Source organism: Novosphingobium sp. RL4, from assembly GCF_035658495.1.
Classification (GTDB): Bacteria; Pseudomonadota; Alphaproteobacteria; order Sphingomonadales; family Sphingomonadaceae; genus Novosphingobium.
Genome location: NZ_CP141944.1, coordinates 993,804 through 1,007,590, shown reverse-complemented (window position 1 = coordinate 1,007,590; position 13,787 = coordinate 993,804). Strand labels below are relative to the sequence as shown.

Below are 13,787 nucleotides of genomic sequence, written 5' to 3'. Positions count from 1 at the left end.
AATCCCGGCAGCCGGATTCCGGCAGGTGACCGGAGCGACCAGACAGAGGGATACCATGACCGTAATGCCCGCCGACCTTTCCGGTATCGACGTGCGCGCCGAAATCGAACGGCTGCGCAAGGAACGCAACGCGGTCATCCTCGCGCATTACTACCAGCGCCCCGAGCTTCAGGACATTGCCGACTTCGTGGGCGACAGTCTCGAACTCAGCCGCAAGGCCGCCGAAACCGACGCTGAAGTGATCGCCTTCTGCGGCGTGAAGTTCATGGCCGAAACCGCCAAGATCCTCTCGCCGAACAAGATCGTGGTCCTGCCCGACCTCGAAGCCGGTTGCAGCCTTGAGGATTCCTGCCCGCCGGAGAAGTTCAAGGCCTTCCGCGAAGCGCATCCGGATCACATCGCGCTCACCTACATCAACTGCTCGACCGAGGTGAAGGCGCTGTCCGACATCATCGTCACCAGTTCCAGCGCCGAGACGATCCTCCAGCAGATTCCCGCCGACCAGAAGATCATCTTCGGCCCGGACCGCCACCTCGGCGGCTACCTCAGCCGCAAGTTCGACCGCGAAATGCTGCTCTGGCCCGGCGTCTGCATCGTGCATGAGGCATTTTCGGAAACCGAACTGCTCAAGCTCAAGGCGCAACATCCCACGGCGCCGATCGCCGCGCATCCGGAATGCCCCCCGCACATCGTCGACCATGCCGATTACGTCGGTTCGACCAGCGGCATCCTTCAGTATGCGAAGACGATTCCCGGTGATACGCTGATCGTCGCCACCGAGCCGCACATCATTCACCAGATGCAGCTCGCGATCCCGAACAAGACCTTCATCGGCGCGCCGGGTGCGGACGGCAACTGCAACTGCAACATCTGCCCTTACATGGCGCTCAACACGATGGAGAAGCTCTACGTCGCCCTGCGCGACTTGGAGCCACGCATTGAGATTGAGGAACAGCTCCGCCTCGATGCCAAGCGCAGCCTCGACCGAATGCTGGAAATGGCCAGCGGCACGGTGGGCAAGGGCGATCTCGGCACCCGCTGAGCGTCCACGCGCACCCAGGTCGTCAGACAGAAACCTCGCGCCATTCACCCGGCGCGAGGCCATCCAGCGCCCACTCGCCCACCCGCTGGCGCACGAGGCGCAGGGTGGGATGGCCGATCGCCGCGGTCATGCGGCGCACCTGCCGGTTGCGACCTTCCGTGATGGACAGCTCTATCCAGCAGTCCGGCACCGTCTTGCGGAAACGCACCGGCGGATTGCGCGGCCAGAGCTGCGGATCGTCCAGACGCTTTGCCCTTGCCGGGCGGGTCGGCCCATCGTTGAGCATCACCCCCTTGCGCAGCGCTTCCAGAGCAGGCTCATCGGGCTCTCCTTCAACTTGTGCGAAGTAGGTCTTGGCGATCTTGAATTTCGGGTCGGCGATCCGTGACTGGAGCCGCCCATCGTCGGTCAGCAGCAGCAATCCCTCACTGTCACGGTCAAGCCGGCCTGCCGGGTAGACTCCGGGCACGTCGATATAGTCCGAAAGAGTTGCGCGCGGCGTGGGCGAGCGCACATCCGTAAACTGCGAGAGGACATCGTAGGGCTTGTTGAACAGGATGAGGCGCGCCATGGCCTATGCCCTAGCAGGGCGCCTCATCCGTTCATAGCCACGCGTCAGTGTCCGATCCGGGGCTCCTCCCCGCGCGTCTTCCACAAGGACCAGCCCACGCCGCCCGCGATCAGCGCCAACGTGACGCCCAGGCTGATCAGCGGCGGGAACTTCGCCCCGCCCATCACGAAGTCCGCAACGAGAATCTTGGCGCCGATGAACACCAGCACGAGTGCGAGGGCATACTTCAGGTAATGGAAACGGTGCACCATCGCCGCCAGCGCGAAGTATAGCGCGCGCAGGCCGAGGATCGCCATGATGTTCGAGGTATAGACGATGAAAGTGTCGGTCGTGATCGAGAAGATCGCCGGCACCGAATCCACTGCGAACACCAGGTCGGCCAGGTTGATGATGACCAGCGCCAGGAACAGCGGCGTGGCCGCCCAGACGAGCCTGCCTGCCTCATTCCTCTCGCGCACGAAGAAGTGCTCTGCGTGATGCGCCTTGGTCACGCGCATGTGGCGTGAAATCCAGCGGATCACGGGGTTGTTGCCGATATCGGGATCCTGCTCTTTCGCGAACAGCATCTTCACGCCGGTAAACACGAGGAACGCGGCGAAGATGTACATCACCCAGTGCGCCTGCGACACGAGCGCCACGCCGCCCGCGATCATCAGTCCGCGCAGCACGATCACCGCCATGATGCCCCAGAGAAGCGCGCGGTACTGGTACTTGGGCGCAATCGCGAAGAAGCCGAAGATCATCGAGATCACGAAGACGTTGTCGATCGAGAGCGCCTTCTCGATGAAGTAGCCGGTGAAATAGGCAATGCCGTCTTCCGAGCCCTTGGCCCACCAGACCCACGCCCCGAAAACCGAGGCGATGGCAATGTAGAAGACCGAGAGCCGCAGCGATTCGGCAATGCCCATTTCCCGGTCTTCCTTGTGCAGGAAGCCGAGATCGAACGCGGTCAGTACGAAAACGAGGCCGGCAAACGCCAGCCAGAACCAGGCGGGCGTACCCAACCAGTCATAGAAAAGAAAATCCACGGCGATCACCTGAAGCAGGAGAAGAAGGAAGCGCCGGCGCGAAAAGGGGGGGGATCACGCCGGCGCAAGGGTTACAGGCTGTGCGCAACGGCGCTGGGGGGGAGTAGCAACCGTGCCAGCCTGCCCCTGAACTCCTGTTTCCTTCTCTTCAGCTTCGCGATCTCGAGAGGATCGGCGATGGGCCTGCCCTGCGCGAAACGCAGCAGGGCATCGAGCTTCTGATGGCGCTCGAGCAGTCGGAACATATGATCGGTCATTGTCAAAACCCTATCGAACTTGAGTTGGTTCGATCGGATGACCCGAAGCAAGGTTCCTGTGCCGGAGCTATTTTGGGCTTGGAAGACCCCCGGAACCTGCATCGGTTTCACCCGATGCGGTCCGACATCACGAGGCGCCCGCGTGGATGAAACCACGACCGACGCCGCGCCAGAGGGGCCCGGCCCGCAACGCCCAGATAGCGGCGAATCGTCTGTTTTTCAACCCCGCTTGACCGAATGTGCACATTTGATATTAAAGTGATATCACTTTCAAGGGAGCGTTTTCGATGTCCGAGTCGCATTTGCCCATCAATTCCAGCCGGGAATCGGTGGCTTCGAGCATAAGCGGATATCTGATGCTGGCGGTTCTCGTCGCGCTTCTGGTGCTGGCGGTGGCAAGCATCGCCATGCTCGCGGGCAGCAACGATCCCGCGGCGGGCACGGTGTTCGCAACCCTCGCCCTGATCGTCCCGCTCGTTGTGGTGGCAATTCTGATCGCCTCCGGGTTCTACATGATCCAGCCCAACATGGCGGCCGCGATCACTCTGTTCGGCTCATACCGTGGTACCGACCGCGCCGCCGGACTGCGCTGGGTCTGGCCGTGGATGGCAAAACGCCGGATTTCGGTTCGCGCCAACAACGTGGTTTCGGAAAAGCTCAAGGTGAACGACTTGCGCGGCAATCCGATCGAAATCGCCACCAACGTTGTCTGGCGCGTCGCGGACACCGCTCAGGCACTTTACGACGTGGACGACTACAAAGCGTTCGTGAACGTGCAGATCGAGGCGGCGGTCCGCTCGATCGGTTCGCGCTATGCCTATGACGATGTCGAGGATGCCGAGATCACCCTGCGCGGCAGCCATGCCGAAGTGAACGCCGAATTGCGGGCCGAACTGATCGAGCGCCTGCACGTCGCCGGCCTCACCGTGGACGAATGCGGCCTCACCCACCTGGCTTACGCCCCCGAGATTGCCGGCGCCATGCTGCGCCGCCAGCAGGCCGAAGCCGTGATCGGCGCGCGCCGCAAGCTGGTGGAAGGCGCGGTCTCGATGGTGGAGATGGCGCTGGCACAGCTCTCGGAAAAGAACGTGGTCGAACTCGACGACGAACGCCGGGCAGCGATGGTGTCCAACCTGATGGTGGTGCTCTGCGGCGAACGTGACACGCAGCCGGTGGTCAATACCGGCACGCTCTACCAGTAAGGCTTTCGGGCGAATGGCCAGTCCCGGCAAGAAGGCGTTCGCGCTGCGGCTCGACCCGGTGCTCCACACCGCACTGGAGCGCTGCGCCGCAGCCGATTTCCGTTCGGTCAACGCCCAGGTCGAGGTGCTGCTGCGCGAAGCGCTTGCCCGGCGCGGGATCAAGGTCGAGGCCAGCGAGCCGGCCCGGCGCGGCCGGCCACCGGTTCAGGAGGACGAAGCATGATGCACGAATCGACGAAAGACGGCGCCTGGTTCGCGCCCAAGCGCTTCGGCTACGGCGCGGGCGTGCCGATCGCATGGCAGGGCTGGGCGCTACTGCTGCTCTATGTGGCCTCGGTCGCCGGAATCGCGCTGCTCAACCGTGCCGGCACCACAGGCGCGCGCATGGCCGCCCTAGCTCTGTTCCTGCTCGTGACGGGACTGTTCGTCGTCATCGCGGCAAAGCGCACACGCGGCGGATGGAAGTGGCGCTCCGGCAAGCGCGACTGACCGTCCTGTTCCGGGACGCAGCAAAAGCCGTTAACACAGAGGCGCTTCCGCCGCGCTAGGCAGGGGCATGAACCGCCTAGTTCGACTCGCTCTCGCCTCCGGCGCCCTGCTGCTGACCGCCCTTCCCGCCACCCTGTCTTTCGGGCAAGGCGCGCCGTACACCGTGGTCGAAACCGGCCGCAGCTACACGCGCCTTCAGGATGCGGTGGACGCCATCGGCGAAGGGCGCGGAACCATCCGCTTCGCCTCCATGCGGTTTGCCGACTGCGCGGTGCAGGGCAAGGGGGACGTGACTTACCAGGCGCAGGCTCCCGGCCAGTCGGTGCTTGATGGGGTCGCCTGCGAGGACAAGGCCGCACTGGTCCTGCGCGGGCGCAACGCCCGGATAGAAGGCATGGTCTTTGCCAATATTCGCGTTTCGGACAAGAATGGCGCCGGCGTGCGCCTCGAACACGGCAACCTCTCGATATCGCAGGCCTGGTTCCGCGACAGCGAACAGGGCCTGCTGACCGGCGACGATCCGCAAGGCTCAATCGCGATCGACAAGTCGACCTTTTCGCGCCTCGGCACTTGCGAGGGGTCGGGCTGCGCGCACTCGATCTATGTCGGCAACTACGGCGCGCTGTCCGTCACCCGCAGCCGGTTCGAGGCAGGCACCGGCGGCCATTACCTCAAAAGCCGCGCCGCCCGCATCGAAGTGCTCGATTCCAGCTTCGACGATGCGGCCGGTCGCTCCACCAACTACATGATCGACCTGGCAGACGGTGCAACCGGGCGCGTCGTGGACAACTGGTTCGTCCAGGGGCGCGACAAGGAGAACTACTCCGCCTTCATCGCCGTCGCCGCCGAACACCGCAACCACACCTCGCAAGGGCTGGTCGTGGACGGCAACAACGCCCGCTTCGCACCCGGTATCGACCGCAAGAGCGCCTTCGTGGCCGACTGGTCGGGCGATGCGGTGAAACTGGGTGCCAACACGCTCGGCACCGGACTGGTCCGTTACGAGAAACGCTGAGCCCCTGCATCGCCCGGGCCGATGGATGCCGTGCCGCCGGCTTGTCACGCGCGCCGCGAACCCCTAGCTAAATCACATGCCCCTGGGCTTCGCCTCGTTCCCGCGCTTTCACTTCTGGGCGCTTCTCCTGCTGGCCGCGATCGGCCTTCAGGCCGGCGATCCGATTCGCGCACCCCTGGAACGCACGCAAGGATCGGCGTTCAGCGCGGCCACGCTTGATCTTGCGCTGACTTCCGGCCGCCGTGTCGAAGCAGGCCATGTACAGGCGGTCCCGATGCCGCCCGCGCCGCCAAGAGCCATCCGCGAGATTGCCGTCGTCCGGCTGACAACGCTGGTTCCGGCATCGCCCAGGCACCTGCAACCCGATGTGCGCGGCCCCCCGCCGCGCCACCACCCCGCACGGGTTCCCGACAGCACCGCACCGCCGCTGGCCTGATCCGCTCCTCGCCCGGCGCGCCCAGACGCGCGCCGCACACGAATGCAGATCAAGGGTCATACCATGTCACCAGAAATCAGCGACGCCGCGCGCGTTGAAGATCGAGAGCGCATCTCCGCGCTGCTATCCCGCTATCCGGCGCTGACCGAAGCGGAACTTCAGGAAATCGACATCTGGTTCAAGCGCAGGGCCAGTTCTCTGGACCTCGGCATTCTCGCCGGAACGCCGGAAATCTCACAGCAATACCAGGACTACCGCGCCCAGCATCAGGACCGCTTCAAGCCGAGCGACATCGGCAAGGCAGCCCTGTTCATAGGCGCGGTCGCAGCCGTGGTCGGATCGATCGTACTCATGATCCCCTGACGACGGTGCCGGGGCGCGGCATCCCCCTCACCCCTCGTTCGCGCCCCGGCCTTTTTTCGGATGCACCGCCGCATTGACGGTATGTTCGCCCGGATCGCACCCGGGCGGACGAATCAGAGGATATGCCCCGTGCGATCGCGCTTGGTTTCCAGGTAGCGCGCATTGTGCGGGTTGGCCGGCAATTGATGCGGAACCCGCTCGACCACGTCCACGCCGACACCCTCTAGCGCGGAGACCTTGGCGGGGTTGTTGGTCATCAGCCGGATCGACGATACGCCGAGCAGGTCCAGCATCCGCGCCGCCACGGGAAAATCGCGCGCCTCGGTCGGCAGGCCCAGCCGGTTGTTGGCATCTACGGTGTCATAACCGAGATCCTGCAGACGATAGGCCCGCAGTTTGTTGACGAGGCCGATCCCGCGCCCTTCCTGACGCAAATAGAGCAGCACGCCCCAGCCGCCGTTCTTCGCCTCATCGGCCATGGCGCGCAGGGCGGCATCGAGCTGAGGCCCGCAATCGCACTTGAGGCTGCCCAGGATATCGCCGGTCAGGCATTCCGAATGAAGCCGCACCAGTGGGGCGCGATCGCCGTCCTGCGTGCCGATCACAAGGGCCACATGCTCGCGAAGATCATCGAGCGCGCGGAAGGCAACGATCTCGGCCTCCTCGCACGCGGCAACCGGCAGGCGCGCACGCGAAGCGATCGCAAGCCGGTCGGTATCCTTCCATTCGGCCAGATCGGCCGGCGAAACGGGCTGCACCTCACCGCCCAGTTCGGGTGCGATCAGGAATGCGGGCAGGATGCCCGCAAGGCGTGCCAGCTCCATTGCGGCGCGGGCCATGTCCATGTCGCCGATGTGCTCGGCCGCGAACGGCCCCTTCATCGGATGGGCGAGGTCCAGCGCGGGATCGGCCACCGCGCGGGCGGTTTCCAGATCGAAAGGCTCGGCAGCACGAATCAGCACCGGTGCCTCGGGCACGGCGGCCTCGCGCTGGTTGGCCAGCTTGAGCGTCACCGCGCGGGCGGCCGAGATCAGCATCCGCGGCGCGGTTACCCCCGGCGCGAAGCCGGTTTCGGCCGGCAACAGGATGGCGCCCCCGCCTTGGCCGTCACCGATTCGAATCGCCCAGCCGTGACGCAGCGCATCGAGCGCCAGTGCGACACGGCGAGCCCCGGCCGAAGGTTGCGCCGCGCTCAGAGCGCGAACTCCGTAATAAGCGGGATGTGATCGCTGGGCTGCTCCCAGCGGCGGGTTTCCTCCACGAAGCTGTGTGCACGCGCCTGCTTCGCGAGATCGGGAGAGGCCCACATGTGGTCGAGCCGGCGCCCCTGGTCCTTCTGGCGCCAATAGCTGCGGTAGGACCACCAGGAATAGTTGCGTTCGGGCGCGGGAATGAACTCCCGGCCGAGATCGACCCAGCCGTGCGCATCCTTGAAACGGGTCAGCGTCTCAACCTCGACCGGCGTGTGACTGACGACCTTGAGCAGCGCCTTGTGATTGTAGACGTCCGATTCCAGCGGGGCGATGTTGAAATCGCCGACGATCAGGGTCGGCCGGTCGACCTTGTCGGCCCAGCGCGTCATCCGTTCGAGGAAGTCCAGCTTCTGACCGAACTTCAAATTCACCTCACGGTCGGCCACGTCGCCGCCTGCGGGGATGTAGACGTTTTCGAGGATCATCCCCTGCCCGGCGCCCTGAAGCTCCACGCCGACATGGCGGGCTTCGCCATTGTCCTGCCAGTCATGCCGGCTGAACTCGGTGAAAGGCACGCGGCTGACGGTGGCGACACCATGGTAGCCCTTCTGCCCGTGGATCGCCCGGTGCGTGTAGCCGAGTCGCTCGAACATCTCGTGCGGAAAAAGCGGCTCGGCGACCTTGATCTCCTGAAGGCAAAGAACGTCGGGCGACTGTTCGGTCAGGAAACGCTCGACCTGGTCGATGCGAAGGCGGACAGAATTGATGTTCCAGGTGGCGATCTTCATGCCGCAGGCTTTAGGCATGCCCTTGGCGAATTTCCAGAGCCACGCCGCAAGAAAGCGGGCCCCCTGCCTTCGCGGGCAACATATGACCCAAATCACGAGCGCGTTTTTCTGGCCGATTTTTTCGTCCGGCGGGAGCGAGAATGCTGCCGATTGAGAACCGGAGCGGAGCGGCCTTGATGGCCGTGAGCACCGGAAGCGCAGAGCGGTAGCGTTCGCAGCCCCGCTGGGCGGAAAAAGCAGCCAGAAAAACAAAAACCCTCGGTCCGGGGGCAGAGGACCGAGGGTTCATGTAAGCGTTCGTCACGCTAAATCAGAGGGCCCTGTGGGAGGCGTGGGCAACAGGGGGGAAACCCGCCTCGAACCGCTCTGACCATTTCAATCTAGGCGCTGTTGGCTTGCTGCCAAGTGAACGGAATTCAGAAAAGTGTCGCATTCCGTCGCACGGAGCACTCAGCTCGCGACAAAGCGTTGCACTCTATCGACGGTTGCGGGGACGCGGGTCGTTCCAGCGGAAGTCCGCATCGCCAACCGGCACGCCATAGCGCTGGTTCGAAAGCGAGATCGTGGTGCGCTTGTTCTGCGAATCGAGCGCGACCCAGTAGCTCAGCTCCAACCCACCCGGCGCCGAAGCCTTGCGGGTGAAGATCAGGGTGATGACGCCGTATTCCGGGTGCGAACGATCGCGGACCTCGATGCTGACGACATTGGGATTGCCGGTCTGCCGGACCGTGCCGTATTTCGTCATGTCGCGCCGGGGGTCGATGATCGGTCCCAGCGGAGTATTGCTGATCGGCCAGCGCTGTACCTGCTTCACCGAGTAGTCGATCATGGTCAGCGCCTTGCCGTCGCTGACGATCAGCAACTGGGCGCTCTTCTCGTACTGGAAGCGGATCTTGCCGGGACGCATCAGCGTCAACTGGCCGGTCAGGCTCTGGCCGTTACGGTCAGTCTGGACGAAATCGGCCTTCATCGTCGAGATCGCGCGCAGCGCCTCGACGGCCTGGCTCAACTGCGCCGAATCATCGGATGGCGCGGCCAGTGCGGGCGTCGCCGGAAGGAGGGCAGGAACGGAAAGCGCGGCCAAACTGGCCGCGCCTACGCAAGAGCGAAAGATCTTGAAGGTGCGGTTCATGATGCTCCCATTGGGTTTGCAGGCTTGAACCGCCCCTGAATTGTAAGGTTCCGAAAAACCTTACTTGATCTTGGCTTCCTTGAACTCGACGTGCTTGCGCACGACGGGATCGTACTTGCGGAAGTTCATCTTCTCGGTCGTGTTGCGCGGGTTCTTCTTCGTGACGTAGAAGAAGCCGGTGTCGGCGGTCGAGACAAGACGGATCTTGACGGTTGCGGGCTTCGCCATGGCGGTTTCCTGTATCTCTCGTTTCAGCCGCCCTGGCCGGCCGGCATGTTCCGTTGAAAAATTTCAGGGCGGCAATCGAGCGCCGCCCCCCAAGGTTGCGGCCCATGCGATAGTGACAGCCCAAAGTCAAGCGGAAGAGGCCCGACTTACTCCGTGTCGAAAGGCGTGATCGGCTTCAGAACGCCGAATTTCTCATTGTAGGGCGAGTGATTCAGTTTCGGCATTTTGATCGTCTGCGGCTCGACCTTGGTATCGGGCAGCCGGTCCAGCAGATCGCGCACCAGCGTGAGTCGACCGATTCGCTGGTCGTTGAAGTCCACCACCGTCCACGGCGCGTGCTTCTTGTGCGTGGCCTTGAGCATGACCTCGCGCGCCTTGGTATATTCTTCGTACTTCTCACGCGCCGCCACGTCGATCGGCGACAGCTTCCAGCGCTTGAGCGGATCGTCGAGCCGTTCGTGAAGGCGCTCCTCCTGCTTCTCCTGATCGCAGGAGAGCCAGTACTTGAACAGCAGGATACCGTCATCGACGAGCATCCGCTCGAACACGGGGGCCTGCTGGAGAAAGCGCTTCACTTCCGAGCCGGTGGCGAAACCCATGACTTTCTCCACGCCGGCACGGTTGTACCAGCTGCGGTCGAAGAGGACGATTTCGCCCCGCGTCGGCAAATGTTCGGCATAGCGCTGGAAGTACCACTGGCCCTGCTCCCGCTCGCCCGGTGCGGTGAGGGCGACGGTGCGGCACTGGCGCGGATTGAGTTGGCCGCCTACGGCCTTGATCGCCCCGCCCTTGCCCGCCGTATCGCGCCCCTCGAACAGGACCACGATGCGGGCGCCGGTGGAGGAAGCCCAGCGGGCCATCCCCACAAGCTCCTCCTGCATCGGCTCCAGCAGCTTTTCGTATTCCTTGCGGCCGAGCTTCCTGTGATCGTTCTCGGCCATGGTTCAAACCCCTGATCAGACCCGCGAAAGCAGGAAGAGCGCGAGTGCGCCGGCGACGATACGATACCAGGCGAACGGTGCAAAGCCCGAGCGGCTGACGAAGGCCATGAAGGCCTTGATGACGACCAGCGCCACCACGAACGAAACGGCGAAGCCGATGCCGATCTCGCCCCAGCCGACCGGGCCCGTGCCCGCCATGAGTTGTTCGCGCGCGCCCAGCAGTTCGAGCGTGGAGGCACCCATCATCGTGGGAACGGCAAGGAAGAAGCTGAATTCCGCCGCAGTACGGCGTTCGACGCCCATCGCCAGCGCGCCCATGATCGTCGCGCCGGAACGGCTGACACCCGGCACCATGGCAAGGCACTGCGCGATGCCCACGCCGATGCACTTCACCATCGGCAGCTCGGCAACGCCGGTGAGCGGACCGGGCTTTGCCACCTTCTCGATGGCGAGGATGGCGATGCCGCCCACGATCAGCGCCCAGGCGACGACCGAAGGCTCGCCCAGCAGGCCCTCGATATGGTCCTTGAGGATCAGGCCCAGCACCGCCGAGGGGATGAAGGCCAGCAACACGTTGCGCACGAAGCGGATCGATACCGGGTCAAGCCGCAGCAGACCCACGCCCACCGCCCAGAACGTGCGCCAGAACTGCACGATGACAGCCAGGATCGCGCCGAGCTGGATCACGATGTTGAAGGTTGCCCACTGCGAAGCGTCGTACCCGAACAGCTGCGTGGCAAGAATGAGGTGCCCGGTCGAAGAGACTGGCAGGAACTCGGTGAGGCCCTCGACAATGCCGAGGAGGATCGCGGTTAGGGTCAAGCTCATCGGCGAGAGGTCATGCCGCACACACCGGGCAAGTCAACCCGAAGCGTGCGGCATGAGGCATTTAGGCGATAAAAATCACCAGATACGCACGCGCTCGGCAGGCGGAAGATAGAGAGCATCCCCCGGCTTCACGTCGAACGCCTTGTACCATTCGTCGAAGTTACGGACGATGCCGTTGATGCGGTAATGCGCCGGCGAGTGCGGGTCGGTGATGAGCTGCTGGCGCACCGATTCCTCGCGGTACTTGCTGCGCCACACTTGCGCCCAGGCCATGAAGAAGCGCTGGTCGCCGGTCAGGCCGTCGATCACCGGGGCTTCCTTGCCGTTCAGCGAGAGCTTGTAGGCGCGGTAGGCGAGGCTGAGACCGCCGAGATCGCCGATGTTCTCGCCCATGGTCAGCTTGCCGTTGACGCAGGTCTTGCCGTCGTCGAACGGGCAGAAGCTGTTGTACTGGGCTTCCAGCTTGTCCTGCAGCTTCTGGAAGTTGGCCTTGTCGGCCGGGGTCCACCAGTCGCGCAGGTTGCCGGTGCCGTCCGACTTGGCGCCCTGGTCGTCGAAACCGTGGCCCATCTCGTGGCCGATCACCGCGCCGATGCCGCCATAATTGACCGCGGGGTCCGCCGAAACGTTGAAGAACGGCGGCTGGAGGATGGCGGCGGGGAACACGATCTCGTTGTAGGGCGGGTTGTAGTAGGCGTTGACCGTCTCGGGCAGCATGAACCATTCGGTCTTGTCGACCGGCTGGCCGATGCGCTTCATCTGGTCGTCGTTCTCCCACGAACCCGCGGCAATGGCATTGCCGAGCGGATCGGTGGCCGAGAAGGTCAGGCCCTCGTATTCCTTGAACTTCGCAGGCGCGCCGATCTTGGGGGTGAAGGCATTGAGCTTGGCTTCGGCTTCCTTGCGGGTTTCCGGGCCCATCCAGGCGAGGCTCTGCAGGTTCACCGCCATGGCCTTGCGCAAGTTCGAGACGAGGTCGGTCATCGCCGCCTGCGCTTCGGGCGGATAGTACTTCTCGGCGTAGATCTTGCCGACCAGTTCACCGGCCATGCCTTCGACTGCGGCGACGCCGCGCTTCCAGCGGGCGCGCTGCTCCGGCTGGCCGCTCATGGTCTTGCCGTAGAAGGCGAAGGTGGCGTCATCGATGTCGGTGGGAAGAACCGAGGCATGGCCGCGCAGGAAGTGCGCGGCAAGCCAGGCCTGCCATGTCGAGACCGGAACCTCGGAAACCAGCCGGGCGACTTCCGGCACACCACCGCCGAACAGCGTCTGCGCCTTGGCGGGATCGATGCGGGCGACCTTCAGTTCCTCGGCCGTGGGCGGCATCTGATCGACGAGGATATAGGCGGCCTTCCCGGCGCCCATCGTCTCGATGAAAGTACGCATCAGGCCGGGTGCGGCAAGGCCCTCGAACTCGGCGACGGAAAGCTTGTTGTAGGTCAGGTCCGGATCGCGGCTGGCTGCGCGGTCCCAGTCTGCCTGCGCCAGCCGGGTTTCCAGCGAGAGCACGGCCTTGGCGGCGCTCGACGGGTCGGCATAACCGGCCTTGCCGAGGACGAAGGTCAGATACTCGACATACTTGGCGCGGATGTCCTGCGAACGCTTGTCGATCTTCAGGTAATAGTCACGGTCAGGCAGGCCGAGACCGCCGACGCCGACTTCGAAGGCATTCACATCGCTCTGCTTGGCATCGGCCGTCACATAAGCGCCGAGCGGCGAGGCGAAGCCCGGGGCCGCGAAGATCTTCATCAGGTCGTCGGGCGTCTTGGCCGCGAAGATGCGTTCGAGGTAAGGCTGCGCCGGAGAGAGCCCGGCCTTGTTGATCGCATCAACGTCCATGAAGGCCGCATAGGCCGCCTCGACGCGGGCAGCGTCGGTACCGGCGGCGGGCTTCGAGGCGATCAGGCCATCCATGATTCCGTGAACGCGCTGTTCCGAAAGGTCACGCAGGGCGGTGAACGACCCCCAGTTGGTGCGGTCGGCCGGGAGCACGACAGCGGCTTCCCACTTGCCGTTCACGAACTTGTCGAAGTCCGCGCCGGGCCTGGCGGTCTTTTCCTGCCACTGGGTCTGGATGCCGGCCTTGCCCCAATCCATCTTGCCGGGATCGAACTGCATCGCATCGGAGGACGCGCCTGCCGACGCCGGCGCCGGAGCGTCGGCAAGAGCCGGAACAGCGGAAAAGCTCAATGCGGAAACGAGCGCTGTCGAAGCGAGCACCCGGCCGAGAATGCGGGTCATGGTCCCACCTTTCTGAATTGCAATGACACGAAC

At 64.1% G+C, this 13,787-nt stretch carries 17 protein-coding genes; 7 read left to right on the top strand and 10 right to left on the bottom strand.

Annotated features, from left to right (window positions below):
• Positions 1–55 precede the first annotated feature (55 nt).
• The gene (nadA, locus tag U9J33_RS05005; RefSeq protein WP_054439973.1) at positions 56–1,042 is read left to right on the top strand and encodes a quinolinate synthase NadA; all 987 of its coding nucleotides are present in this window, start codon (positions 56–58) and stop codon (positions 1,040–1,042) included.
• A gap of 22 nt (positions 1,043–1,064) precedes the next feature.
• On the opposite strand, the gene U9J33_RS05000 is transcribed toward nadA, so the two are convergent.
• From U9J33_RS05000 to U9J33_RS04990, 3 genes are all read right to left on the bottom strand, one after another.
• Positions 1,065–1,613: a pseudouridine synthase gene (locus U9J33_RS05000; RefSeq protein ID WP_185997959.1), complete on the bottom strand. Its 549-nt coding sequence runs from the start codon at positions 1,611–1,613 to the stop codon at positions 1,065–1,067.
• 44 nt (positions 1,614–1,657) lie between these two features.
• Positions 1,658–2,641, bottom strand: a complete 984-nt coding sequence (locus U9J33_RS04995) for a TerC family protein (protein ID WP_185997960.1) — start codon at positions 2,639–2,641, stop codon at positions 1,658–1,660.
• Positions 2,642–2,712: 71 nt separating this feature from the next.
• Entirely contained in the window at positions 2,713–2,898 is a 186-nt protein-coding gene (locus U9J33_RS04990) for a DUF465 domain-containing protein (protein WP_054440127.1), read from the bottom strand.
• Positions 2,899–3,185: 287 nt separating this feature from the next.
• Here U9J33_RS04990 and U9J33_RS04985 point away from each other — a divergent pair, with 287 nt between their 5' ends.
• The 6 genes from U9J33_RS04985 (at position 3,186) to U9J33_RS04960 (ending at position 6,403) form a co-directional block, all read left to right on the top strand.
• Complete coding sequence (locus U9J33_RS04985) at positions 3,186–4,100, top strand: SPFH domain-containing protein (protein WP_054439968.1); 915 nt, start codon at positions 3,186–3,188, stop codon at positions 4,098–4,100.
• A gap of 13 nt (positions 4,101–4,113) precedes the next feature.
• On the top strand, positions 4,114–4,323 hold the full coding sequence (locus U9J33_RS04980; RefSeq protein ID WP_324698273.1) for a toxin-antitoxin system HicB family antitoxin: 210 nt from the start codon (positions 4,114–4,116) through the stop codon (positions 4,321–4,323).
• Positions 4,320–4,589: a hypothetical protein gene (locus U9J33_RS04975; protein ID WP_324698271.1), complete on the top strand. Its 270-nt coding sequence runs from the start codon at positions 4,320–4,322 to the stop codon at positions 4,587–4,589. Before U9J33_RS04980 ends, U9J33_RS04975 begins: the two co-directional genes overlap by 4 nt.
• Positions 4,590–4,656: 67 nt before the next feature.
• Entirely contained in the window at positions 4,657–5,604 is a 948-nt protein-coding gene (locus U9J33_RS04970) for a right-handed parallel beta-helix repeat-containing protein (RefSeq protein WP_324698269.1), read from the top strand.
• A 76-nt stretch (positions 5,605–5,680) separates the two neighbouring features.
• Positions 5,681–6,040 (top strand): hypothetical protein, encoded by a 360-nt coding sequence (locus tag U9J33_RS04965; RefSeq protein ID WP_054439959.1) that lies wholly within the window; start codon positions 5,681–5,683, stop codon positions 6,038–6,040.
• A 63-nt stretch (positions 6,041–6,103) separates the two neighbouring features.
• The gene (locus U9J33_RS04960) at positions 6,104–6,403 is read left to right on the top strand and encodes a hypothetical protein (RefSeq protein WP_054439957.1); all 300 of its coding nucleotides are present in this window, start codon (positions 6,104–6,106) and stop codon (positions 6,401–6,403) included.
• Positions 6,404–6,516: 113 nt separating this feature from the next.
• Here the strand turns inward: U9J33_RS04960 and ribA are convergent, their stop codons facing one another.
• The 7 genes from ribA to U9J33_RS04925 form a co-directional block, all read right to left on the bottom strand.
• Entirely contained in the window at positions 6,517–7,647 is a 1,131-nt protein-coding gene (gene ribA / locus U9J33_RS04955; RefSeq protein WP_082370482.1) for a GTP cyclohydrolase II, read from the bottom strand.
• Positions 7,596–8,384, bottom strand: a complete 789-nt coding sequence (gene xth / locus U9J33_RS04950) for an exodeoxyribonuclease III (protein WP_054439955.1) — start codon at positions 8,382–8,384, stop codon at positions 7,596–7,598. The genes ribA and xth overlap by 52 nt, the downstream gene beginning before the upstream one ends.
• Positions 8,385–8,859: 475 nt before the next feature.
• The gene (locus U9J33_RS04945) at positions 8,860–9,516 is read right to left on the bottom strand and encodes an outer membrane lipoprotein carrier protein LolA (RefSeq protein WP_324698266.1); all 657 of its coding nucleotides are present in this window, start codon (positions 9,514–9,516) and stop codon (positions 8,860–8,862) included.
• A gap of 60 nt (positions 9,517–9,576) precedes the next feature.
• The gene (gene rpmG / locus U9J33_RS04940) at positions 9,577–9,744 is read right to left on the bottom strand and encodes a 50S ribosomal protein L33 (protein WP_039391223.1); all 168 of its coding nucleotides are present in this window, start codon (positions 9,742–9,744) and stop codon (positions 9,577–9,579) included.
• Positions 9,745–9,890: 146 nt separating this feature from the next.
• Positions 9,891–10,685, bottom strand: coding sequence for a polyphosphate kinase 2 (ppk2, locus tag U9J33_RS04935; RefSeq protein ID WP_054439951.1), 795 nt, complete (start codon positions 10,683–10,685; stop codon positions 9,891–9,893).
• 15 nt (positions 10,686–10,700) lie between these two features.
• Positions 10,701–11,513 (bottom strand): undecaprenyl-diphosphate phosphatase, encoded by an 813-nt coding sequence (locus U9J33_RS04930; RefSeq protein WP_054439948.1) that lies wholly within the window; start codon positions 11,511–11,513, stop codon positions 10,701–10,703.
• A gap of 75 nt (positions 11,514–11,588) precedes the next feature.
• Positions 11,589–13,754, bottom strand: a complete 2,166-nt coding sequence (locus U9J33_RS04925) for a M13 family metallopeptidase (protein WP_324698261.1) — start codon at positions 13,752–13,754, stop codon at positions 11,589–11,591.
• Between the last annotated feature and the right edge of the window lie 33 nt (positions 13,755–13,787).

What these genes read in the sequence shown, in the direction of transcription:
- ppk2 (WP_054439951.1), bottom strand. Translation starts at nt 10,685, where the DNA reads ATGGCCGAGAACGATCACAGGAAGCTCGGCCGCAAGGAATACGAAAAG.
- U9J33_RS04975 (WP_324698271.1), top strand. Translation starts at nt 4,320, where the DNA reads ATGATGCACGAATCGACGAAAGACGGCGCCTGGTTCGCGCCCAAGCGC.
- U9J33_RS04980 (WP_324698273.1), top strand. Translation starts at nt 4,114, where the DNA reads ATGGCCAGTCCCGGCAAGAAGGCGTTCGCGCTGCGGCTCGACCCGGTG.
- U9J33_RS04930 (WP_054439948.1), bottom strand. Translation starts at nt 11,513, where the DNA reads ATGAGCTTGACCCTAACCGCGATCCTCCTCGGCATTGTCGAGGGCCTC.
- rpmG (WP_039391223.1), bottom strand. Translation starts at nt 9,744, where the DNA reads ATGGCGAAGCCCGCAACCGTCAAGATCCGTCTTGTCTCGACCGCCGAC.
- U9J33_RS04945 (WP_324698266.1), bottom strand. Translation starts at nt 9,516, where the DNA reads ATGAACCGCACCTTCAAGATCTTTCGCTCTTGCGTAGGCGCGGCCAGT.
- U9J33_RS04970 (WP_324698269.1), top strand. Translation starts at nt 4,657, where the DNA reads ATGAACCGCCTAGTTCGACTCGCTCTCGCCTCCGGCGCCCTGCTGCTG.
- U9J33_RS04960 (WP_054439957.1), top strand. Translation starts at nt 6,104, where the DNA reads ATGTCACCAGAAATCAGCGACGCCGCGCGCGTTGAAGATCGAGAGCGC.
- U9J33_RS04925 (WP_324698261.1), bottom strand. Translation starts at nt 13,754, where the DNA reads ATGACCCGCATTCTCGGCCGGGTGCTCGCTTCGACAGCGCTCGTTTCC.
- U9J33_RS04985 (WP_054439968.1), top strand. Translation starts at nt 3,186, where the DNA reads ATGTCCGAGTCGCATTTGCCCATCAATTCCAGCCGGGAATCGGTGGCT.
- xth (WP_054439955.1), bottom strand. Translation starts at nt 8,384, where the DNA reads ATGAAGATCGCCACCTGGAACATCAATTCTGTCCGCCTTCGCATCGAC.
- nadA (WP_054439973.1), top strand. Translation starts at nt 56, where the DNA reads ATGACCGTAATGCCCGCCGACCTTTCCGGTATCGACGTGCGCGCCGAA.
- U9J33_RS04965 (WP_054439959.1), top strand. Translation starts at nt 5,681, where the DNA reads ATGCCCCTGGGCTTCGCCTCGTTCCCGCGCTTTCACTTCTGGGCGCTT.
- U9J33_RS05000 (WP_185997959.1), bottom strand. Translation starts at nt 1,613, where the DNA reads ATGGCGCGCCTCATCCTGTTCAACAAGCCCTACGATGTCCTCTCGCAG.
- U9J33_RS04990 (WP_054440127.1), bottom strand. Translation starts at nt 2,898, where the DNA reads ATGACCGATCATATGTTCCGACTGCTCGAGCGCCATCAGAAGCTCGAT.